This window comes from Cryobacterium sp. Y29 (assembly GCF_002929825.1).
Lineage (GTDB): Bacteria > Actinomycetota > Actinomycetes > Actinomycetales > Microbacteriaceae > Cryobacterium.
On sequence record NZ_PJJN01000029.1, the window covers coordinates 96,131 to 117,810 of the forward strand.

Annotated in this window: 16 protein-coding genes; 5 read left to right on the forward strand and 11 right to left on the reverse strand. The window is 64.6% G+C overall.

Going from position 1 to position 21,680, the window contains the following annotated elements:
- Positions 1-57 precede the first annotated feature (57 nt).
- Positions 58-3,513 carry a DEAD/DEAH box helicase gene (locus CXY74_RS05535; protein ID WP_104199504.1) on the reverse strand — a complete coding sequence of 1,152 codons (3,456 nt, stop codon included), beginning with the start codon at positions 3,511-3,513 and terminating at the stop codon, positions 58-60.
- A 280-nt stretch (positions 3,514-3,793) separates the two neighbouring features.
- Between CXY74_RS05535 and CXY74_RS05540 the strand changes: the two genes are divergently transcribed.
- Together CXY74_RS05540 and CXY74_RS05545 are read left to right on the forward strand one after the other, a co-directional pair.
- Entirely contained in the window at positions 3,794-5,956 is a 2,163-nt protein-coding gene (locus CXY74_RS05540) for an ATP-dependent Clp protease ATP-binding subunit (RefSeq protein WP_104199505.1), read from the forward strand.
- A 45-nt stretch (positions 5,957-6,001) separates the two neighbouring features.
- Positions 6,002-7,051: a zinc-dependent alcohol dehydrogenase family protein gene (locus tag CXY74_RS05545; RefSeq protein ID WP_104199506.1), complete on the forward strand. Its 1,050-nt coding sequence runs from the start codon at positions 6,002-6,004 to the stop codon at positions 7,049-7,051.
- A 123-nt stretch (positions 7,052-7,174) separates the two neighbouring features.
- On the opposite strand, the gene CXY74_RS05550 is transcribed toward CXY74_RS05545, so the two are convergent.
- The 6 genes from CXY74_RS05550 to CXY74_RS05575 all read right to left on the reverse strand — a co-directional run bounded on the left by CXY74_RS05550 (position 7,175) and on the right by CXY74_RS05575 (position 14,143).
- Entirely contained in the window at positions 7,175-8,860 is a 1,686-nt protein-coding gene (locus tag CXY74_RS05550; protein ID WP_104199507.1) for a long-chain-fatty-acid--CoA ligase, read from the reverse strand.
- On the reverse strand, positions 8,857-9,921 hold the full coding sequence (locus CXY74_RS05555; RefSeq protein ID WP_199183152.1) for a low specificity L-threonine aldolase: 1,065 nt from the start codon (positions 9,919-9,921) through the stop codon (positions 8,857-8,859). The genes CXY74_RS05550 and CXY74_RS05555 overlap by 4 nt, the downstream gene beginning before the upstream one ends.
- Before the next feature lie 42 nt (positions 9,922-9,963).
- Positions 9,964-11,076 carry an ABC transporter permease gene (locus CXY74_RS05560; protein WP_104199509.1) on the reverse strand — a complete coding sequence of 371 codons (1,113 nt, stop codon included), beginning with the start codon at positions 11,074-11,076 and terminating at the stop codon, positions 9,964-9,966.
- On the reverse strand, positions 11,073-11,957 hold the full coding sequence (locus CXY74_RS05565; RefSeq protein ID WP_104199510.1) for an ABC transporter ATP-binding protein: 885 nt from the start codon (positions 11,955-11,957) through the stop codon (positions 11,073-11,075). Before CXY74_RS05565 ends, CXY74_RS05560 begins: the two co-directional genes overlap by 4 nt.
- 111 nt (positions 11,958-12,068) lie before the next feature.
- Positions 12,069-12,737 (reverse strand): SDR family NAD(P)-dependent oxidoreductase, encoded by a 669-nt coding sequence (locus tag CXY74_RS05570; protein WP_104199511.1) that lies wholly within the window; start codon positions 12,735-12,737, stop codon positions 12,069-12,071.
- Positions 12,737-14,143 (reverse strand): DUF6421 family protein, encoded by a 1,407-nt coding sequence (locus tag CXY74_RS05575; protein ID WP_104199576.1) that lies wholly within the window; start codon positions 14,141-14,143, stop codon positions 12,737-12,739. The genes CXY74_RS05570 and CXY74_RS05575 overlap by 1 nt, the downstream gene beginning before the upstream one ends.
- 315 nt (positions 14,144-14,458) lie before the next feature.
- On the opposite strand from CXY74_RS05575, the gene CXY74_RS05580 reads away from it, so the two are divergent.
- Complete coding sequence (locus CXY74_RS05580) at positions 14,459-16,135, forward strand: multicopper oxidase family protein (RefSeq protein ID WP_104199577.1); 1,677 nt, start codon at positions 14,459-14,461, stop codon at positions 16,133-16,135.
- A 1-nt stretch (position 16,136) separates the two neighbouring features.
- A complete protein-coding gene (locus CXY74_RS05585; protein WP_146070061.1) occupies positions 16,137-17,006 on the forward strand; it encodes a hypothetical protein in 870 nt (289 codons plus the stop codon).
- Positions 17,007-17,241: 235 nt separating this feature from the next.
- On the opposite strand, the gene CXY74_RS05590 is transcribed toward CXY74_RS05585, so the two are convergent.
- From CXY74_RS05590 to CXY74_RS05600, 3 genes are all read right to left on the reverse strand, one after another.
- Positions 17,242-17,682 carry a ubiquinol-cytochrome c reductase iron-sulfur subunit gene (locus CXY74_RS05590; protein WP_104199513.1) on the reverse strand — a complete coding sequence of 147 codons (441 nt, stop codon included), beginning with the start codon at positions 17,680-17,682 and terminating at the stop codon, positions 17,242-17,244.
- Between the two features lie 253 nt (positions 17,683-17,935).
- Complete coding sequence (locus CXY74_RS05595; protein ID WP_370446128.1) at positions 17,936-18,829, reverse strand: amidohydrolase family protein; 894 nt, start codon at positions 18,827-18,829, stop codon at positions 17,936-17,938.
- 136 nt (positions 18,830-18,965) lie between these two features.
- Positions 18,966-19,958 (reverse strand): LLM class F420-dependent oxidoreductase, encoded by a 993-nt coding sequence (locus CXY74_RS05600; protein WP_104199514.1) that lies wholly within the window; start codon positions 19,956-19,958, stop codon positions 18,966-18,968.
- A 94-nt stretch (positions 19,959-20,052) separates the two neighbouring features.
- Here CXY74_RS05600 and CXY74_RS05605 point away from each other — a divergent pair, with 94 nt between their 5' ends.
- On the forward strand, positions 20,053-20,499 hold the full coding sequence (locus tag CXY74_RS05605; protein WP_233193227.1) for a DUF3592 domain-containing protein: 447 nt from the start codon (positions 20,053-20,055) through the stop codon (positions 20,497-20,499).
- On the opposite strand, the gene CXY74_RS05610 is transcribed toward CXY74_RS05605, so the two are convergent.
- Positions 20,496-21,647: a cation:proton antiporter gene (locus CXY74_RS05610; RefSeq protein WP_104199515.1), complete on the reverse strand. Its 1,152-nt coding sequence runs from the start codon at positions 21,645-21,647 to the stop codon at positions 20,496-20,498. The two genes, CXY74_RS05605 and CXY74_RS05610, sit on opposite strands and share 4 nt — an antisense overlap.
- Between the last annotated feature and the right edge of the window lie 33 nt (positions 21,648-21,680).

The window sequence follows — 21,680 nt, forward strand, 5'->3', positions numbered from 1 at the left end:
GCGACGTGGTGCCGTCGCGTGCAGTCTAGGGGGGCTGAATGAACTGTTGGTGTCGCCTCAGGCCAGGAGTTCGCGAATGTCGGCCGCGGTCAGGGCGGTGCCCTGCGGCGCTCCGTCGGTCATGACGCTTTCGAACAGGCGCGCTTTGGTGGCTTTGAGGGCCATGACTTTTTCTTCGATGGTGTCCTTGGAAACCAGGCGATAGACCATGACATTCTTTGTTTGTCCGATGCGGTGCACGCGGTCGACGGCCTGGGCTTCCGTCGCCGGGTTCCACCACGGGTCGAGCAGAATGACGTAGTCGGCCTCGGTGAGGTTGAGGCCGAATCCGCCGGCCTTGAGGCTGATCAGAAAGACGGAGCTCGAGCCCTCTTTGAAGTCGCTGATGGCCTTGGCCCGGTTGCGGGTCTTGCCGTCGAGGTAGGAGTAGCTGATGCCGGCAGCGTCGAGCCGGTCCCGTGCCTTGCCGAGGTACTGGGTGAACTGGCTGAAGATCAGGGTTCGGTGACCCTCGGCGACGGTATCTTCCAGAAGTTCCAGCAGGGCGTCGAGCTTGGTCGAGGGAATACTGTCGTACTTCGCGTCATACAGGCTTGCGTCGAGACTGAGCTGGCGCAGCATGGTGAGAGAGCGAAAAATCTCGAACCGGTTGGCGTTCATGTCCTCGATCAGGCCGAGCACCTTCTGCCGTTCGCGGGCAAGGTGCATGTCGTAGACCTTGCGGTGCCTCGGGTGCAGGTCGAGTTCGAGCACCTGCTCCTGCTTCTCGGGCAGGTCGCTGGCTACCTCCGCCTTGGTGCGCCGCAGCATGAAAGGACGGATGCGGCGGCGCAGCTGCGCGAGCCGGTCGGCGTCGGCATCCGTTTCAATGGGTTTGCGGTAGTAGTCGGCGAAGCGGCTGGGGCTCGGGAACAGGCCGGGCGCCGTAATGGAGAGCAGTGACCACAGTTCCATGAGGTTGTTTTCCATCGGCGTGCCGGTGATGGCGAGCTTGAACGGGGTGCGCAGGCGGCGGGCGCAGACGTGCGCCTTGCTCTGGTGGTTCTTCACGAACTGGGCCTCGTCGAGCAGCAGCCCGGCCCAGTCGTGAGCGTTGTACTCCTCGAAGTCGAGGCGGAAGAGTGTGTAGGAGGTGATCACGACATCCGCTTCCCCCATCACGTCAGGCAGGCTGGAGCCGCGTTTGCCGGTGGTCTGGGTGATGGCTGTTGTCGTCAGGTCGGGCGCGAACCGAGCGCATTCGGTGGCCCAGTTGGAGACGACGCTTGTGGGAGCGACCACGAGAAAGGGCTTGCGAGTGGAGCCTTCCGCAGCGCGCTGGCAGTCGCGGGCGTGGGCGATGAGGGCGATGGCCTGCAACGTCTTGCCGAGTCCCATGTCGTCGGCGAGCACGCCACCAAGCTGGTGGTCGTAGAGAAAGCTGAGCCAGTCGAATCCGGTCTGTTGGTAGGCACGCAGGGTGGCGTGCACGGCCGGCGGGAGCGGGCGTTCGGCGATGGGTGCGGCCTCAGCCGAGCCGTGCAGGGCGGCGAGACCCTCGACGGCGCTGCGCCAGGACGCGGCCTGCTCGGCGACGACACCGAGCAATTGCAGTTCGTCCCACAGGTCGGCCTGAAAACGGCTGAGACCAAGCGTGCCTGCGTTGCTCTCCTGCAGGCCGCGCGCTTCTTCGATCAGCCGCCGCAGCTGCTGCAGTTCGGGCCGGTCGAGACTGAAGTACGTGCCGCTGTCGAGGATCATCAGGTCTTGATCGGTGGCCAGCGCCCGAAACAAGTCGTCGAAGGGGATATTTTCGCCCTCGATCGTCACGGTGACGGCGAGATCGAACCAGTCTCGGGTGTCCGTGCTTTCGGTGGTGGCGAGGCTGATCACCGGCGCTTCGTCGGCTTCACGGTAGCTCGGGGCGTCGGCCGAGACCTGCACGGCGATGCCGGCGGCCTCGAGTTTCGGCACGGCCTCGCCGAGAAACGTGATCATGATGGCGCTGCGCAGTTCCGACTGCTCAAGGAGTCGGGCCGGGCTGATCGGTGTGGCAGGTTGCCAGAGCCCCGTGAACGAGGCGATTTCGCGGCTGACCGCTTGCAGCGTGTCGTGTTCGCGGGTGAGGTCGCGAAAGCGGGTGTCGCCGGGTGTCGGGCGCAGGGGGTGGCGGTATAGCACGGGGGCCGGTTCGACCGCGTCTGTCCCGATTGACTCCGGGACCGATTCGGTGGGCGCGACGTAGTGCCATTCCCACGCGATGGTGATGCGGGCATCCGTTTGGTGGGTGATCGTCAGCGCCAGCTGGGGGCGGGCCGTTCTGGGCAGCTCGAATGAGGCGTCATGACTGGTCAGGGTCAATTTTTGCTGCAGAAACGGGTAGTAATCAGCCAGGAATGAGGGTTCGTCGTCGGCGGGAATGTCAAAGCCCCCGGTGACAGCGAGCGCGCGGATCTCTGAGCTGACCTGCACATTCAGTGGTGCGAGAACGAGCTGCCTGCCGGTTGCAAGCGGGTCAGCGGGGCTCGTGAATGTGTAGGCGCCGTGCGCCGGGTCGCCAATGAATCCGAATTCGGCGCCGCGGTGCAGCTGTTCGCCCAGCATGAGCAACGGGGTCAATTGCAGGCCCTCGTCATCGCGGCGAATGTTCAACTCGAGCGCGGCCGGCGTGGGCGAGAGCAGAACGGGATTCTGGGCATCCGTTGCGCAGACCATCGGCAGCCCACTCAACTGTGCTTCGTGAAGCAGGTCCCAGAGGGCCTTGTTCTCGAAGTTGTCGAGGTAGAGCCAGTGGTCGGTATAGCTGTAATAGCGCTGGCCGGTGGCCGAGAGGGCGTAGAGGGCGTTCAGTATTTTGCGGTGGCCGCGGTTATAGGTGCCGGGGGTCCAGGACAGGTTGTCCCAGGTGAGGGAGCCTCGAATCCATTTGCCCTTCTTGCCCATGACCATGGGGCGTGCGCCGAGACGGCGGGGGGCCGGGCGTCTGTTCGGGCTGTAGGCCGGGTCGAGCAGATCGAATTGCAGCGCGAGGGCCGTGCTTGTGACGGTGTCGCCGGCCGTCGGCTTGGCGATCGGCGCCAGGGCGGCGCGCCAGGCGGGCACTGGCGGGCGAATGGGAATGACCGGTGCCGGGGTGGTCGGCTGGTGTGCGCCGGGCATGAAGGTCGATTCGAACACCGGCGTGCGACGGTCGCCGATGGCGCGCACGTTCGAGGCGGCGCGCTCAGCGTTCAGTTCCGCGGGCGTGCTGCGGCTGGCCAGGAGCAGGGCGGCGACGTGCTTGCAGTTGCTGCCCATGGGGCAGGTGCAGGTTCCGCTGGCCCGCACAGCCTGGCCGGCAGCATTGAGCGTGAACGAAACGAGCACGGTGTACGGCTGCGGGCTGGTGCCACTCACTCGACCGGTGAGGTGTGTTCCCGACGAGGCCCAGGACTGCTCGGTGACGTGCCCGTTGCGGGCGTACCGTTCACCGCGCGAGAACGACTGGCTGCCAACGATGCGGGCGATCTCGTGGGTGCTGAGGGAATGAGCCATAGGTGGGGGAGCTCCGTAAGAAAATGGGACCAACCTGTATTGTCTCACGGGAGGCTGCCCGGCCTCGCGCTGATTCCGCCGCTTTCGCGGCACTTGTCGGTGGCGGTGGCACTCCTAACTCGGGGTGCCCGGAACTCTGACGAGTGCCGCGACACCGGCGGATGACTGGTGTCAGACGCATGTGAGAGATGAGATGTTCAGCCCTCGAATATTCGACGCCGGGGAGATGGTCGGGGTACTAAACTTGAGCCAGCAAGGCTCAAGTTTAGAGGAGACAGCGATGCAAGCCGGTCAGCGACCACCGCAGCAAGACGCCAAGACGGCCCTCGAGTTGTATGGGGTGAACCTCACCGACATCGCCCGCAGTGGCAAGCTTGACCCGGTGATCGGGCGTGACGCCGAAATTCGCCGGATCAGCCAGGTGCTCACCCGGCGCACCAAGAACAACCCCGTGCTGATCGGAGAACCCGGCGTCGGCAAGACGGCCGTGGTCGAGGGGCTGGCCCAGCGCATCGTGGCCGGAGACGTCGCCGACTCACTCAAAGACAAGCAACTGGTCTCCCTCGACCTCGCGGCCCTCGTAGCCGGCGCCAAATATCGCGGTGAGTTCGAGGAACGGCTGAAGGCCGTCCTCAAGCAGATCAACGACGCCGACGGGCAGATCATCACCTTCGTCGACGAACTGCACACTCTGATGGGTGCTGGTGGCGGCGAAGGCTCCGTTGCGGCCAGCAACATGCTCAAGCCAATGCTCGCCCGCGGCGAACTTCGCCTGATCGGCGCCACGACCCTCAATGAGTATCGCGAATTCATCGAAAAGGATGCCGCGCTCGAGCGCCGCTTCCAGCCGGTACTCGTCGACGAACCGTCGGTTGAGGACACCGTGGCCATCCTCCGCGGGCTCAAGGAACGCTATGAAGCCCACCACAAGGTGACCATCGCCGATTCTGCCCTCGTGGCCGCGGCATCCCTCTCCAATCGCTATATCACCGCCCGTCAGCTGCCCGACAAGGCCATCGACCTCATCGACGAGGCGGCGAGCCGGCTGCGCATGGAGATCGATTCCTCGCCGGTAGAGATCGACGAACTGCGGCGCAGCGTCGATCGGCTCAAGCTCGAAGAGCTCGCTCTCAAGAAGGAGAAGGACGATGCCTCGAAGGCACGTCTGGTAAAGCTGCGTAGCGATCTGGTGGAGCGCCAGGCCAACCTCAAAGAGTTGCAGGCGCGCTGGGACAACGAGCGGGCCTCGCTGAACCGGGTCGGCGAGCTGCGTGAGCGGCTCGACGCCGCCCGCATTGAATCCGACCGGGCGCAGCGTGAGGGAGACCTCGAGAAGGCGTCCCGGCTGCTTTACGGTGACATTCCGGTGATGGAGCGCGCGCTCGCCGACGCCGAACAGGAAGAATCCGTCGGCCCGCGCATGGTGAACGACCAGGTCGCGAGTGAGGATATCGCTGCCGTGGTCGCCGCGTGGACGGGCATTCCGGTCGGCCGGCTACTGCAGGGTGAAACCGACAAACTGCTCAACCTCGAAAACGAGCTCGGCCACCGCTTGATCGGACAGAAGCGCGCCGTGAGCGCGGTCGCCGACGCCGTGCGGCGTTCGCGTGCCGGCATCTCCGACCCCGACCGGCCGACCGGATCCTTTCTCTTCCTCGGCCCCACCGGCGTCGGCAAGACCGAGCTGGCCAAAGCGCTCGCCGAGTTTCTGTTCGACGATGAAAAAGCCATGGTGCGCATCGACATGAGTGAGTACGGTGAGAAGTTCTCGGTGTCCCGCCTGGTCGGAGCGCCTCCGGGCTATGTCGGCTACGAGCAGGGCGGCCAGCTCACCGAGGCCGTGCGGCGTCGCCCATACTCGGTGATTCTGTTCGATGAGGTCGAGAAAGCGCACCCCGAGGTGTTCGACGTGCTGTTGCAGGTGCTCGACGACGGCCGCCTCACCGACGGTCAGGGGCGCACGGTGGATTTTCGCAACACCATTCTCGTGCTCACCTCGAACCTCGGTTCGCAGTTTCTGACCGACCCGACCCTGTCGGTGGAACAGAAAGAGGCGGCAGTGCAGGGCCTCGTGCGACAGGCTTTCAAGCCGGAGTTCGTCAACCGGCTCGACGACATCGTGGTTTTCTCCTCGCTGACAACCGACGAGCTCGGCGAAATCGTCGAACTCGACGTCGACCGATTGCAGAAGCGCCTCGCCGAACGCCGGCTGGACCTCGCCGTAACACCGGATGCCCGCCGGTGGCTAGCCGAACGTGGTTACGACCCGATCTACGGTGCGCGCCCGTTGCGGCGTCTCATGCAGCGCGAGATCGACGACCGCCTGGCGCGGGCGCTGCTGGCCGGCGATATTCGTGACGGCGACACGGTGCTGGTGGCGCTGGCGACCGACGGTGACGCGCTCACCGTGGCATCCGCTCCGTCGCTCGCAGCGACAATGTGACCCGAAAGGGGGGTATATCCGGGTTGGGCGGGTTAGGGTTTATCAATGAAAGCAACTGTGATTTATGGTGAACGAGATATTCGCCTCGAAGAAGTTCCTGACCCTGTACTTTCGACAGGTGGCGACGCCATCGTTCGGGTGGTCGCGGCCTGCGTCTGTGGGTCTGACCTGTGGCCCTATCGCGGCGTGACCGCCACCAAAGAGCCACACCGCATTGGCCACGAGTTTGTGGGCATCGTCGAGGAAATCGGCCCAGACGTTTCCACCGTCAAGGTCGGAGACTTCGTCATTGCGCCCTTCTACGACTGCGACAACACCTGCGTCAACTGCCGCAATGGCGTCAGTTTTTCCTGCCTCCACCTTGTTCCGTGGGGCGAGAAAGACGACATGGGCGGCTTCGCCGACGGCGCCCAGGGCGAGCGGGTACGCGTTCCCCATGCTGATGGAACGCTCGTGGCAACCGCCGAGGTGCCGGACGACGCTCTGATTCCAGGACTGTTGACCCTCTCGGACGTCTTAGGCACCGGACACCACGCGGCCGTGTCTGCCGGCGTGACCGCCGGCAGTACCGTTGTCGTCGTCGGTGACGGAGCCGTCGGGCTCTGCGCCGTACTCGCGAGCAAGCGACTCGGCGCGAGCCGCATCGTCGCCATGTCTCGTCACGCTGATCGCCAGGCCGTGGCCCGAGAATTCGGTGCGACGGACATCATCGAGGAACGGGGTGATGAGGGTGTTGCCGCGGTGCAGGCACTGTTCGATGGAATCGGCGCCGATTGCGTGCTGGAGTGCGTCGGCACCAAGGAATCCATGGATCAGGCCATCCGGTCTACCCGGCCCGGTGGGATGGTCGGCTACGTCGGCGTGCCCAACGGCGGCGCCGAGCTGCCCATCCGCTCGCTCTTTGGACGCAACGTGGGCGTGAACGGCGGCGTGGCATCCGTTCGTGGCTATATCGAGGAATTACTGCCCGAGGTTCTTTCGGGCCAAATCAACCCCGGTCGGGTCTTCGACCTGGAGCTTCCCTTGTCCGAGGTGGCCGAAGCCTACGCCGCGATGGATGAACGCCGAGCCATCAAGGTGCTGCTGCGACCATAACCCGCCCGCGCTAGTGAAAAAATGCCCGTTTGGCTGAGGCCAACGGGCATTTCGCTTGCGCCGGAGCAATCTAATTCGGCGCGCGTACTATTCCACCTAAGGTTTCACGGTCGATCGCGCAGCCTACTTGCCTTGCAGGCGGTTACGCACCTCGCGGCGCAGCACTTTGCCGAGCAGACTGCGCGGCAGGTCGTCGACCTCGACGATGCGCCGCGGTACCTTGTAGGACGACAGCCGGGTGCGGCAGTACTCACGCACCGCAGTCACATCGAGGTCGACGCCGGGCCGCAGCACCACGACCGCCACGACGTCTTCGCCGCCGGTCGGGCTCGGCAGCCCGACCGCGGCCGCGTCGTCGATGTCGGGGTGCGACAACAGCGTCTCTTCAACCTCGGACGGCGACACGTTGAAACCGCCGGTGATGATGAGTTCCTTCAGGCGGTCGACGATGGTGATGAACCCGTCGGCCGAGACTCGCACGATGTCGCCGGTGCGCAGCCAGCCGCCGGGGAGCAGCACTTCGGCGCTCTCGCTCGGGCGGTCCCAATAGCCGGAGAACACCTGCGGGCCGGCTACGAGCAGCTCGCCCTCCTCGTCGAAGCCGCGCTCGATCGTGGGGTCTTCCGGGTCGACCACACGAATGTCGGTGCTCGGAAACGGCACACCGACCGTTCCGGGGCGACGGCTCGGGCCGATCGGGTTGCCGGCGACGATCGGTGACGCCTCGGTCATGCCGTAACCCTCGACCAATAGCCCGCCGGTGGCGTTCTCCCAGCGTTCCACGATGGACACCGGCAGGTTCATCGCGCCCGAAATAGCAAAGCGGACGCCCGCAAGGCTCACCTTTTTCTTCGCTGCGGCCGTGACTAAGCGGTCGTAGATCGGCGGTACCGCCGGCAAAAAAGTGGGCGGTGCGTGCTTGGCCGCGTCGAGCACGAGCTTCTCGTCGAACTTGGGAAACAGTACGAGACGGGCGCCGATGCTCATCGCGAAGGTGAGGCAGAGGGTGAGGCCGTAAGCATGGAACATCGGAAGAACGCCGTAGACGGTCTCGTCGCCGGGGCGGAGGCCTGCTACCCAAGCGGAACCCTGCGCGGCGTTGGCGCGCAGGTTGTAATGGCTCAGGATGGCGCCCTTCGGGGTGCCGGTCGTGCCGCTCGTGTACTGCAGCACGGCCGTATCCGTGAGCAAGGGCCGCTGGTGTGACGGGTGCAGTTTGCGGGCGCCCACGATCGACTCCCAGCTGATCGCGCCCTTTCCGGGCCCGGCGGTCAGAGAAGCACGAGCGTCCTGCGCTTTTTTGATCGGCAGTTTGAGGGCCAGCCGTTTCGAGAACGGCATCGCACGCGTGAGGTCGACGGTGACGATATCCGCTACGCCCATGTCTTTAGGGAACATGCGCACCGACTCGTAGACCTTGTCCCAGACGATCGCGACGCGCGCGCCATGATCTTCGAACTGATGGCGCAGCTCTCGGTCGGTGTAGAGCGGATTGTGCTCGACCGCGATGGCGCCGAGGCGCAGTACAGCATAAAAAGCGACGACGTGCTGCGGACAGTTCGGCAGCACGAGGGCAACGCGGTCGCCCGGGCTCACGCCGAGTTTGCGCAGGCCGTTCGCGGCCCGGGAGATCTGTTCTCCGAGCTCGGCGTAGGTGGTGCTGGAGCCGAAGAAGTCCAGTGCGATCGCCGGCGCAAACCGTTCAGCCGAGGTCTCCATCATGTCGGTGAGGGTTTCGGTGGTCTCGGCGATCGTGCCGGGAACGCCGGGCGCGTACGAGGCGAGCCAAGGCTGATCCTTGAAGGTCACGACAGCTCCCGGGTGATCGCGGCCACGAACTGATCGATGTCGTCTTCGGTGGTGTCGAAGCCGCACATCCAGCGCACCTCGTTTTTGGTGGCGTCCCAGTCGTAGAAGCGAAAATGTTCGCGCAGCCGGTCGGCGACGCCGGCGGGCAGGGTGGCGAAAATGGCATTGGCCTGCGTGGTCTGGCTGAAGGCCAGCCCGGTGATGGTGCCCTGGGCGATTGCGCTTTCGAGCGCGTCGCGCAGACGGGTGGCCATCGCATTGGAGTGGGAGGCGTTGTGTAACCACAGGTCCCCGTCGAGCAGCGCGATGAGCTGCGCCGAGATGAAACGCATCTTGCTGGAGAGCTGCATGTTCGACTTGCGCAAGAACTTCAAACCAGTGGATGCAGCCGGGTTCAATACCACGATGCACTCACCGAGCATCATGCCGTTCTTGGTGCCGCCGAAGCTGAGCACGTCGACCCCGGCATCGCGGGTGAAGGCACGCAACGGAACGCCGAGGCTGGCGGCTGCGTTGGAAATGCGAGCACCGTCCATGTGCAGCGTCATTCCCTTGGAGTGGGCGTGATCGGCGATCGCGCGCACCTCGTCGACCGTGTACGCGGTGCCGAGCTCGGTGGTCTGCGTGATGGCCACGACGAGCGGCTGCGCGCGGTGCTCATCGCCCCAGCCCCACGCCTCCTGGTCGATGAGTTCGGGGGTGAGTTTGCCGTCGGGGGTGACTACCGGCAGCAGCTTGAAGCCGCCGACGTGCTCGGGAGCACCGCCCTCGTCGTTGTGAATGTGCGCGGTGGCTGTACAGATCACAGCGCCCCAGCGCGGCAGCATGGACTGGAGGCCGGTGACGTTGGCGCCGGTGCCGTTGAACACCGGAAAAGCTTCGACGCCCTCGCCGAACTGTCGGGCGAAGACCTCCTGCAGCCGGGTCGTGTAGACGTCTTCGCCGTAGGCGATCTGGTGGGCACCGTTGGCCTCTACAATCGCCTCCAGAATTTTCGGATGGATTCCGGAGTAGTTGTCGGAGGCGAAACTGCGGGAAGACAGATCATGGAGTTGGGTCACTCTTCCATCCTCCCGCATTCGGCTGGCCGTCCGCCCACGGTCTTACTTGTGCAGGGCGTCGCGCAGCGACACGCGGGCGCCCATGCGCAGCAGCGCGTTGGAGTAGATGCGCGACCCGATCAAAATCACCACCATTGTCGACAGTGCCAGCACGACCAAGGAGAGCACGGGTTCCCACCATTCGGCCTGGCCGAGGAAGATGCGCACCGGCATCCCGACCGGCGCCGAGAACGGCACATACGACATGATTGCCAGCACGAGCGGGTTGTCGTTGAAGAAGACCACCATGAAATAAGGAATCATGACGAGGAACAGCACGGGCGAGGTCGCTGAGCCCACGTCTTCCTGCCGGGACACCATCGACGCCGTTGCCGCGTAGAGCGCGGCGAGCAACACGAATCCGAAGGCGAAGAACACGGCGAACCAGATGATGGCCGGGCCGACGTCAGCCAGGAGCAGCCGTTGCCCGGTCACCGCCAGGCCGATTGACACTAGCAGGCCGATGGATACGATCTGTCCGAACGCCATCAAGCTGTTGCCGAGCACTTTGCCGGCCAGCAGCGCCCGCACCGAGATGGTCGACATGAGGATCTCGACGATGCGGGTCTGCTTCTCTTCGACCACACTCTGGGCGATGGTGGCGCCAAAGGTGGTCGCCGACATGAGAAAGATGATGCCAAAGCCGATGGCAACGAGGTAGGCGAGAAAACCGTTTTGCGAGGCCGGCTGGAGAATTTTCACATCGGGGCTCACGCTGAGCGTGCCGAGAACATCGAGCGGCGCCGAATCCAGGGCGATCACCGTGATGCCGAGCAGCGAATCGGCGCTGTCCGAGGGCACTACGGCCGCGTCGACGGTGCCGTCGCGCACGAGCGCTTCGGCGCCTGTGACAGTGTCGGATTCGACGATATCGAAGGCGTTGGTTTGTTCGACGACGCTGGTGGCCGTGCCGACCACGGCCACCTTGGCGAGGCTTTCATTCTGGCTGGCCAGACTGCCGACGATGACCGATGCCACGGAGATGAGCAGCAGAATGCCGGTCGCGATGAGAAAGGATTTGCTGCGGAGGCGTGCCGTGATCTCGCGGTTGGAAACCAGCCAGACGCTCTGGGCGAAGGTGGGCGCGGTGTGCAGCGGACGTGTCACGTTGCTCATGCGATGACTTCCTTGAAGATGGTGGCGAGCGAAGGTCGCTGCTGGCTGAAGGTGTGTACCGCTCCGAGCGCGATCGCACGGTGCAGAACGGCTTGGCTGGCGGCATCCGTTTCGCTTTCGAAGACGGCGAAGTCGCCGTCGCAGTCGATGACGGTGATGCCGGGTTGCGAGCGGATCCAGCCGGTGTTGCCCGCGGTGCGAATCTCGAAGCGAGGGCTGCTGTGCTGCTCGCGCAGGGCCTCGCGGGAGCCGTTCGCGCGAATCTCGCCGTCGGCGATGATGACGAGGTCGTCGCAGAGCCTCTCGACGATATCGAGCTGGTGTGAGGAGAACAGCACGGGCGCGCCCTGCGCGGCGTAGCCGGTGAGCACGCTCATCACCACTTCCACCGCGAGGGGGTCGAGGCCGGAGAACGGTTCGTCGAGTACGAGAAACTCGGGGTCGTGCACGAGAGCAGCGGCGATCTGGGCGCGCTGCTGGTTGCCGAGTGAGAGTGATTCGACGGTGTCGCCGGCGCGTTCGGTGAGGTCGAGGCGCTCCAGCAGATCGTCGGTATTGCGCCGGGCGGATGCTGGTGCCAGCCCGTGCAAGCGCGCCAGGTACACCAGCTGTTCGGCGACCTTCATCTTCGGGTAGAGGCCGCGCTCTTCGGGCATGTACCCGAACCGGCGGCGGTCGCTCGCCGTCACCGGCACTCCGTCGATGAGTACGGTGCCCGAGTCCGGCGACAGCACGCCGAGAATGATGCGCATAGTGGTGGTCTTACCGGCGCCGTTCGCGCCGACAAAGCCGGTCATGCGGCCGTCCCCGACCGTGAAACTCACGTCGGTGAGCACCGCTCTTGTGCCATAGCGCTTGGTGACTCCCCTGATGTCGAGCATTCGCGCCCTTTCGTTGTGCGTGTCTTCACGGTAGCGCGGACCGGAGGGAGCCGGGCTCTGCCGACGAGGGGCGAGCCGCAAGGTGCGACGGTGCCGGCGGGCGAGTATGTATCAGGTTGCGGGAACCTTTCGAGCCAGCACAACCCGGCTGGCATTGACGGATGCCGCCGCCTCATTCCACAGACTCGTCACGCCGGTAGCCAGCTCTATTTCCAGGCCGTCCAGGGAACGTACGATGAAAATCACTGCCGCGGCGGTGTCGCCGGCTTTCTCGAATCCCGCCGCGACCGCGCGCACCCACGTTTCGGCCGCGGACTTCGCCGCCGCATAATTCGCGCCGCCGGTGGAGGGCTGGTCGACCGACACGCTCGACACGATCGCGAGCCGCCCGGCCGAAGAGGCCAGCAGATCGGCGTTGAACGCCCGGGTGGTGTTTCGCAGCGTGGTGACCACGTGCGAGTGCAGAAAAGCCCAGTCTTCGTCGCTCTGGCCGGCCAGGCCGCCGCCGCCGCGCCAGCCGCCGACCAGGTGGATGAGCCCGTCAATGGGCGAGAGCTGAGCCGCCAAAGCGGTCACAGCGGCAAAATCCGTCAGGTCGCATTCGTAGAGCGCCGCCTCCGGTGCCACGGCCAGCACCGACTGGAGGCGTTTGAGATTAGAGCCGACGGCGACGACGCGCGCGCCCGCCTCCGCTAGTGAAGCGGCGACGGCCAGACCGGCCGTGCTGGTCGCCCCGGCGATCAGCACGGTGCGGCCAGTGACGGCCGGACGGGCACCCATTAGTCGACCGCGCTGCCGGTGATACCGGCCGTGGACTCGATGACCGTGCGCATCTTCTTCTCGAGCGCCTCGAAGAACATCGACAGCGGAAATTCGTCGTCAAGAACCTGGTCGGTGTAGCCCTTGGGCGCCCCGGCGAGCACCTCGAGCGGCAGCCCGCGGGCCCAGGTCGAGGCCGGATTCGGCGTGAGGGTCTTCGAGATCATCTCGTAGGCCGCGAGCCAGTGCGCCTTCTTCGGCCGGTCGATCGACGCCCAGTACAGCTCGTCAATCTGCGCTCCGAGCGCGATGACCACGTCGGGCACGGCCTCCCAGTCGAAGGTGAGCCGGGTGTCGGTCCAGTGCAGCACGCCGTGCTGGTGCATCCAGGCGAACAACAGCTGACCGCTGAGGCCGTCATAGTTACGCACCCGGTTGCCGGTGATTGCGAACCGAAAGATGCGGTCGAAGATGACCGCGTACTGCACCAGTTTCGCGTGCCGACGAGCCTCGGGGCTCGCCAGCTCACTGCGCTCGATCGTGACCGATTCGCGAAAAGCGGTCAGGTCGCAGCGTAATTCCTCGAGCGAGTAGAGAAAGAACGGCATGCGTTGCTTGATCATGAACGGGTCGAACGGCAGATCCCCGCGCATGTGCGTGCGGTCGTGGATGAGGTCCCACATCACGAAGGTTTCTTCAGTGAGATGCTGGTCGCCCAGTAGTAGGGCCGCATCGGCGGGCAGCTCGAGCCGCGTGATCTCGGCGGCCGCGCGCACGACCCGGCGAAAACGGGCGGCTTCGCGGTCGGCGAAGATCGCCCCCCAGGTGAACGTGGGAATCTCGCGCATCGCGACCGTCTCGGGAAACAACACGGCCGAGTTGGTGTCGTAGCCAGGGGTGAAATCGAGAAAACGAATCGGCACGAACAGCTTGTTCGTGTAGCCGGCTTCGAGCTCGCCGATGAATTCCGGCCAGATGACCTCGATCAGCACGGCTTCGACCAGGCGATTGGCGCTGCCGTTTTGCGTGTACATCGGGAACACCACGAGGTGACGCAGTCCGTTTACGCGGTGTTGCTGCGGCTGGAAGGCCAGCAGGGAGTCGTAGAAGTCGGGTACACCGAACCCGTCTGACGTCCAGCGATCGAAGTCCACAACCAGAGCGGCCAGATACGCGGCGTCGTGCGCAAAGTGCGGGGCGAGGTCGGTGACGGCCATGGTGATGCGCGCAACGGATGCCGCGGCATCCGCGTGCCGGCCCGCGTCGGTAATCGACCCGTCTTGCGACTGCACAGCCTGCAGCGAGGTCGCCGCTGCCTTGAGGCTGAGCCAGGAGGGGTGTTGCGCGAGGTTGCCGCCGTCTTCGAGAACCTCGGGCTCTCCGACCAGAGCGTTAGCTACGTGTGTTTTTTCAACAGATATCGACATGGGAACCTCCGATTCGAATGAGTGTCGCGGTTGCAACGGGCGTGCCACTTCAGAATATCGGGCGATGCCCGGCGTTTTCTTGCGATTTCTCGCAACGAATCGTCGCTTGAGGGGCGCAGTGGCGCTCGAATTGATCGCGGCCCATCGAATGGCGAGCCGAGACACGACGACGCTATTCGATTGTGACCAGCTATCAGGGCAACGGGTCAGTTTCCGAGCGTGCTCACCAGCACATTTGAGCGGGCAAGGTTTTTACAAGGCCGCCACTTCATTCTTATCTGCGACCTCACATCGATGCACCGCTCTGGAGTGATCATGACTACACGTAGGGAAGTACTGCAGTTGGGCGCAGTGGGCGCCGTCGGTGCGATGAGCGCCGTCGGCATGGCGAAGATGGCAGACCCGGTCCCTGGCGTGCTGGCGCCAGCAAATACTCCGGTCCCGTATCGGGGTGTATTCCGTCGCCCGCCCGAGCTGGTGCCGTACGCCACGGGCTTCGATGAGGGTGACCCGGCTCGGCCATTCGCCAAATTCGCCCTCACTGAGAAGGTAGGACAGGCCCAGATCCTTCCGGGGCTCTCCACCACCTTGGCAGGGTACAACGGAGTTTTTCCCGGCCCGACCATTCGAGTGCGGCAGGGAACCCGATCCGAGATACGCATCCGCAACGCTTTGCCGGCTACGGGGCTCCTACACCCGGCGGCGTTCAACACCGTCACCCACCTGCACGGCTCAGCGTCGTTGCCCCAGTACGACGGCTATGCCAACGACTTCACTGCTCCGGGCAAAGTCAAGAACTACCAGTACCCCAACTGGCAGTCCGCGCGCACGCTCTGGTACCACGACCACGACCACCTGGTCACGAGCCAGAACGTGTATTCCGGGCTCGCGGGTTTCTACCCGATGTCGGACCAGTACGAGCAGGCGCAGCTGCCTCAGGGCGAGTTCGACGTGCCGCTGATGATTTCGGACGCAACGTTCAATGCCGACGGCTCTTTAGGATTCAACGACAATGGCCACGCGGGTTTGTGGGGTGACGTGATCATGGTCAATGGGGTGCCGTGGCCGACAATGAAGGTCAAGCCGCGCATCTATCGCTTCCGCGTGCTCGTGGCCTCGATCACACGCTCCTATCGACCCACACTGTCCACCGGTGACCCGTTCTACATCGTCGGCACAGACGGCGGCATGACGCCCAAGGTGGAAACGGTGCGGTCCTGGCGGCAGGGCACGGCGGAGCGCTACGAGATCCTGATCGACTTTCGCAAGTACAAGGTCGGCCAGATGATCGAGATGCGCAATCTGAGTAACAAGAACAACGTCAACTTCGCCAACACGGACAAGATCATGCGGTTCCAGGTGGTGGCCGACTCAGGTTCCACGGCCGGATCGATCTCCGCCATCCCGACCACTCTCGACGACGGCGGCTCGCCAAACCCCGAGCTCGGCGGCCTTGACGTGATGAAGCTGACCCCGGACATGGCGGTGGCGAAGCGGATACTTCGGGTGAAGCGCCAGAACGGAGAGTGGACAGTCAACGATGAGACCTGGGAGGACGTGGAGGCCTCCGGGTTCTCCCGGTGCTTTGCCAGCACTCAGCCATACTCCGTTGAGCAGTGGACCATCACTAACGAGTCTGGAGGTTGGTTTCACCCACTACACATTCACCTGATCGACGGCAAGATCATTGCCCGAAACACCAACGGCGGCAAGCCGTTCCCTTGGGAAGGTGGGCCGAAAGACGTCTTCTACGCGGGAGAGAACGAATCCGTAACCGTGCTGATGCAGTTCAACACCGGTGCGCACACTGGCGGGCGGTACATGGTGCACTGCCACAACCTGGTGCACGAAGATCACGACATGATGGTGCAGTTCTCGGTGGGCGACTGGCGAAACAACGACCCGGTCAGCTCGGACTATCCGGTCGTGGACACCACCCCCATGACTTCGTATCCGCCGGTGTACCGGCCGGGGTTTGCAGCGGGAACCTGAGATGAACAGCGCCACCAGAATGGTCACGGCGGTACTCATCGCGTTCGCACTGAGCGGATGCACCGCCGTGGCTACGCCCCTGGCCGGCACTCCCGTCTCGACCGGATTGGTCGGCTCCGCTGAGAGGGGTACCGATGCGGGCAACGACCGACCTATCGTGACCTACGACGGGCTGATGGTTCGACGTCGGGTAGTGATCGCAATCCACTCGACTCCCGACGCCGATGTGACCGCGCTCCGCGCGGTGCTGGACAAAGCGGCGGACCAGAGCCAGGCGAACCTGTCGGATATCTCCCCGGACGTGCTCGACCCCGCCTCGCTCGAGCACTTCGTGCCGGAGTTGATCGTGGTTCTGCCGGCGGGGGGTACCGTTGCCGAAGCTGGGGAACTGGTCGATCGTGCCTACTTCCAAGACCCAGCGGTTTCCGGGGTGGACCACTACCACGTCGCCGAGGTCCTGGTGCACGATCTTCGGTTCGCGGTTCGAACGACCAGCCCTGCCGCACTGGAGGAGGCCATTGCCAGGGAGGGCATCTTGTCGGACGCGCTCGGCAATTACTCAACCACCCTGCGCACCGGTGAGTTCGACGTTACCTACACCGGCCCGCTGCTGAGCGATGAACTGATAAATTCGGTGCAAAACGGCATGGCACGCGCGGCGCACACCAAGCCGGAAGCAGTCACCGTTTCCTCCCGCTCGACTGCCGGGGTTGGCGTGGACATGGCAAACGAGCCGGCACCTTCGCCCGGAGCCACCGAAGGTCCTTCGGATCATAGCCACGACGCCGCGGATGATGACGTGCACGATGACGTGCACGACCCCGCGCACGACATCAACGACGCTCCGGATGACAGCGACGGAGGACGGTAGTGGCGGCTCTGGCAACGGAAGCGGACGCAACGTCGCCTAGTGTCGGTTAACGCCGAAATGCACCAGAGCGGGCTATCGACTCAGACGAGGCGGTAGCTCGTTCTGCGTTCCGGCTTGGGGCGCGCTGTCCCGCGCGGGGTTTACAGAACTCCCACATAGACAATCGCCTTCCCGACTGGACAGACCATTGTGAATGCCCACGCTCGGATGGCCGCTCGGATGGCCGCTTGGACGTTCAGGAACCGGAGAGCACGACGCCGCTGGTGACGTGCACTGGAATCTTTTCCAATGGCGAGGGCGCGGGGCCATCGAGTACTTCGCCGGTGGCCGTGTTGAAGCGTGACTGATGGCACGGGCAATCGAATTCGCCCTTCCCGGGTTTGACGACACAGCCCTGGTGCGTGCAGATGGCGCTAAAGGCAATGACGCTGCCCTCTTTCGGCTGGGAAACCAGGATCGGTTTCCCATCCAGGGTGGCTGAAATGGAGCCGCCGACCGGGATATCGGCAAGTTTGGCGACCTCTTGGGGCGCACTCCCGCCCGCGGGCGTCGCCGTCGGGCTGCCAGCATCCACTCCGGCGGAGGCGTCGGTCGAGCAACCGGCAAGCGCAGCAGCGGTACCCGCGCTTCCGATCAAAATAACGGCGCGGCGGGAGAGATCGGTGGCCGGTGTCATGGTCGTCCTCGAATTCGGCATAGTGATGAGATGAAGAATGCTCGATAAAGCAACAAGGTGGATCATATAGCCGGTACCGGCAGTATTACCCGGAGTTGCCCAAACATGGCTTGCTTCTGCTCCACGGCTTGCTTCTGCTTGGCGGTGGAGCAGCCGGAGCAAACCGTATCCTTCGCTCCGCGTCGCGCGCCGGTCTGGTCGCCCCCGCGTTGGCGACCGCAGTGACCGGGGGCTGACCGAGGTGCGCGGCGGCCTACTCGCCGATCAGCCGTAGTCCGTTGTACCAGCAGACGGCGCGCAGCCAGTCGTCGTCGAGTCGCGGCTCCCGGTCGCGCAGGCGTTCGAGCGACTCCAGCTGGTGCGCATACGGGTATGGGATGTTGGGAAAATCGCTGCCGAGCACCACGCGGTCGGGCAGGTCCGCCAGTCGCGACAGCAAGGCGGGGTCGAACGGTGCGAGCCGCTCGAAGAACTCGGTGAACGCCATTGTGGTGTCGAGGTGCACCCAGGGATACTGTTCGGCGAGATCGAGAAACTCCCCGTATTCCGGGGCGCCCAAATGGGCGACGACGGCCGTCAACAGCGGATGCCGCGCCAAGACCCCCGCAAGCTTGTCCGGACCGGTGATCCCCGGCCGCGACACCGGCCCGCTGCCGACATGGATCACGACCGGAATCCCGGCGTCTGCGAGCAACCCCCAGACCGGATCGAGCAGGGGTTCGCGCAGGTCGAACGCGCCGATCTGCGCGTGAATCTTAAACACCCGCGCGCCTCGGTCGAGGGCGGATTGAACCTGCTCGAGCACGCCCTCTTCCGGGTAAAAAGTGGCACTTGGCACGCAATCGGCGTTTTCGGCGGCCAGACCGAGCGAGAAATCGGTCAGGGAAGCCGCCATGCCCGGTCGATGCGCATAGGACAGCGCGGTGAATCGGCGCACGCCCAGCCGGCGCATCGTCACCAGCCGCGACTGTTGATCGTCTCGGTACTGGATCGGCCACTCGTGACCGATCAATGGTTCGATCTCGTCGAAGTGGGCCCACACGCGCCGCAGCATCCGTTCGGGTAAAAAGTGGGTGTGCAGGTCGATTAGTCCGGGCAGGCCGAGGCGACGCCACCAGGCTGGGACATCTTGGTCGGTGAGCATCATTTCATCCAGTCTGTCAGAACGCCTCATGACGAGCGGATGCCCGCGGCTATCTTCCCGCGCCACTCGATCTTTTTGGGCCTGGGGCAGAGGCATGCGACCGGCTCGATGCGGGACTCGCCCAACTCCTGGTGACCCGCTAGCTCAGGGCGGGCATGACCTCCCGCTCGAACAATTCAATCCCCGACCGGTCGTAGGCGGCCTCCGGAAAGTAGTGGATCGCGTAACCGAGGCCACGCTTCTTCATCGCGGTCAGGCGCTCTACGATCTGTTCCGGGGTGCCAACACCCTGTGCGTCACCGTCACGATACTCGGCCATGAACGCGGCGGCCCCCTCAGCCCCGAGATAAGGGGTCACCCGGGCCTCAATGGCGTCGAGCCGCTCGGCAACCTCGGCCTCGGTCGAACCGATCACCGTGTTGTAGTTCGCCGAGCGCACAATGCGACCGAAGTCGGTGCCCTGGGCCGAGCAGTGCTCGGCCAACAGCGCACTCTTGTGCGAGAAGCCCTCGGGTGAGCCGTCAAAGTTGGTGTAGTCGGCGTATTGCGCGGCAATGCGCAGGGTGACCTTTTCGCCGCCGCCGGCGATCCAGATGGGAATGCCACCCTCTTGCAATGGGAGCGGCTGAAAGATGGCGCCGTCCATCTGGTAGTGCGCACCGTCGAGGGTAGCTGTGCCCGTGGTCCAGGCCTGTTTCATGATTTGCACGCCCTCGTCGAGGCGGGCCAGGCGCTCGCCGGCACGGGGATAACCATAGCCATAGGCGCGCCACTCGTGCTCGTACCAACCGGCGCCGATGCCCATCTCGATGCGCCCGCCCGAGATGATGTCGGCGGTTGTGGCGACCTTCGCCAGATATCCCGGGTTGCGGTAGCTCATACAGGTGCACATCTGTCCGAGGCGCACCCGTTTCGTCGTCGCCGCGAAAGCGGACATGAGCGACCAGGCCTCGTGGGTGGCCTGCTCGCTCGGCACCGGAACGGTGTGAAAGTGGTCGTAGACCCAGATCGATTCCCACGCACCGGCATCAGCGTGGGCGGCCAGGCCACTCATTGTCGCCCACTGCGCGGCCGGTTCGATTCCGACCAGATCGTGTCGCCAGCCCTGAGGTACAAAAAGTCCAAATCGCATGGATTCAGCCTAGAGGCCCGCCGGTGCGAAGCTAAACGATACGCTTTAGCCATCGGGGTAAGCGCCGCGAGCAGACGATAGACAACGGACGGCGGTGGCAGTGCACGCTCTCGACTTCGCCGGTATTATGAGCGAGATTCTCACTTTCGTCGGCCTCATCATCGGAGCGCTCCTTTATATGGTCGGCCTGTCCGTGCGCGGCATCAGTGGCCGCTGGACTCGCTCGACCGCCGTGATTGCCGCGTCGAGAACGGCCGCATCGAGTACGGCCGCATCGAGTATGGCCGCATCGGGGCCCGCCACGGTCATCCGCTGGTTTGATAGCGACGGCGATGTGCACGAGTGCCCGGCCGACACCCACGAGACGCAGCATCTGGTGGCGGGCGATGACGTGCGCGTCTGGTTTCGCAATCGCCGGCCGGAGAAGTGCCGCACGCACGACCCCGACCTCGATGGCAAGGGACTGCGCCTGATCGGCCTGGTACTGCTGGGCATTGGCGTTCTCGCCGGTGTGGCCGGCATCGTGCTCATGTTTCTCTAGCCGCCCGTCGGCCCAGAAACGGATGCCACGCGCGGCTTGGCCCATCCGCTCGCCACCGCGGTCACCGCGATGGTCACGAGCGCTCCGAGGAGCAGGGCCGCTGCCTCCCCGGGGGCGAGCACCTGCAGCTTGGTGCCGATGGTCGCGGCCGCTATCGGAATGCCAAGCTGGGCGGCGGAGAGCATTCCCAACGACAGCGGGAGGCCCAGCACGCGCGTGGTCGCGTGGGTGAGCAGGGTGGCGACGCCGAGCACGAGGCCGAGGCTGATCATCTGCGGGTGGTCGGCGAGGTCGCCCAGGGCAAGGGAGGCGCCCAACCAGACGAAGAAAAGGGGTCCGAAGAATCCGTCGGCGAGGGCGAAGAGCTGCCGGGCGAGGCGGCGCGGTTCGCCGACGGCCGCGACGGCGAGGCCGAAAGCGAACCCGGCGAGCATGACCGAAACGCGGCTGAACACGGCGACCGCTGACAGGGCGAACAGAATGGCCAGCTGGATGCGCAGCTCGAGCGCGAATTTGCGGTTCGCCGACAACTTGTGCAGCCGCAGGCGGTAGCCGTTTCGTTCCAACCAGGCCAGCACAACGTAGAGCGCCACGGCCAGCAGCGCGACGAGCGCGGCCCCGAGCGCGGCGCGGCCGGCATTCGGCGGGTCAATGGCCAGCGGCAGCGCCACGATCGCAGCAATATCGGCGATCGCGACCTGCGCGGTGAGCTCGAGCATCGATCGGCCACGCAAGCCCAGCGAATGAATAAGAGGCAGCACGAGCGCGGCCGACGAGGAGGCGAGCAAGACCATATATAGGAGTGCATGATTTGTGCCAAAGATCAACGCGATGGCCACGCCGAGGGCGATCGCCGAGAGGGTCACCAGAATTGCCCGCACCAGGCCGGTCGCCAGTGCTGCGCGAATTGCGCCGGAGCGAACAGGCACGTGCGTGCCGGCCACGAACATGATCAACGCGAAGCCGATATCCGCTAGAAGGGTCAGTGTGGGGTCGCTTGCGTCGACAAAGCCGAAACCGGTGCGGCCGACGATCACGCCGGCGCCGAGCTGACCGATCACGACGGGAATGTTCCACCGGCGCGGTGTCGCCAGCAGCGGCCCGAGCAGTGCGATCACGGAGATGATCGCGAGGGTCTGAAAGTCCATAGGCACCTCACCGATTCTGCTGCTAGCCCGAGC

Excerpts from the sequence above, each read along its gene's own strand:
- CXY74_RS05610 (WP_104199515.1), bottom strand. The coding sequence starts at position 21,647 with ATGGACTTTCAGACCCTCGCGATCATCTCCGTGATCGCACTGCTCGGG.
- CXY74_RS05535 (WP_104199504.1), bottom strand. The coding sequence starts at position 3,513 with ATGGCTCATTCCCTCAGCACCCACGAGATCGCCCGCATCGTTGGCAGC.
- CXY74_RS05565 (WP_104199510.1), bottom strand. The coding sequence starts at position 11,957 with ATGCTCGACATCAGGGGAGTCACCAAGCGCTATGGCACAAGAGCGGTG.
- CXY74_RS05595 (WP_370446128.1), bottom strand. The coding sequence starts at position 18,829 with ATGATGCTCACCGACCAAGATGTCCCAGCCTGGTGGCGTCGCCTCGGC.
- CXY74_RS05570 (WP_104199511.1), bottom strand. The coding sequence starts at position 12,737 with ATGGGTGCCCGTCCGGCCGTCACTGGCCGCACCGTGCTGATCGCCGGG.
- CXY74_RS05560 (WP_104199509.1), bottom strand. The coding sequence starts at position 11,076 with ATGAGCAACGTGACACGTCCGCTGCACACCGCGCCCACCTTCGCCCAG.
- CXY74_RS05580 (WP_104199577.1), top strand. The coding sequence starts at position 14,459 with ATGACTACACGTAGGGAAGTACTGCAGTTGGGCGCAGTGGGCGCCGTC.
- CXY74_RS05585 (WP_146070061.1), top strand. The coding sequence starts at position 16,137 with ATGAACAGCGCCACCAGAATGGTCACGGCGGTACTCATCGCGTTCGCA.
- CXY74_RS05600 (WP_104199514.1), bottom strand. The coding sequence starts at position 19,958 with ATGCGATTTGGACTTTTTGTACCTCAGGGCTGGCGACACGATCTGGTC.
- CXY74_RS05545 (WP_104199506.1), top strand. The coding sequence starts at position 6,002 with ATGAAAGCAACTGTGATTTATGGTGAACGAGATATTCGCCTCGAAGAA.
- CXY74_RS05590 (WP_104199513.1), bottom strand. The coding sequence starts at position 17,682 with ATGACACCGGCCACCGATCTCTCCCGCCGCGCCGTTATTTTGATCGGA.
- CXY74_RS05575 (WP_104199576.1), bottom strand. The coding sequence starts at position 14,143 with ATGTCGATATCTGTTGAAAAAACACACGTAGCTAACGCTCTGGTCGGA.
- CXY74_RS05540 (WP_104199505.1), top strand. The coding sequence starts at position 3,794 with ATGCAAGCCGGTCAGCGACCACCGCAGCAAGACGCCAAGACGGCCCTC.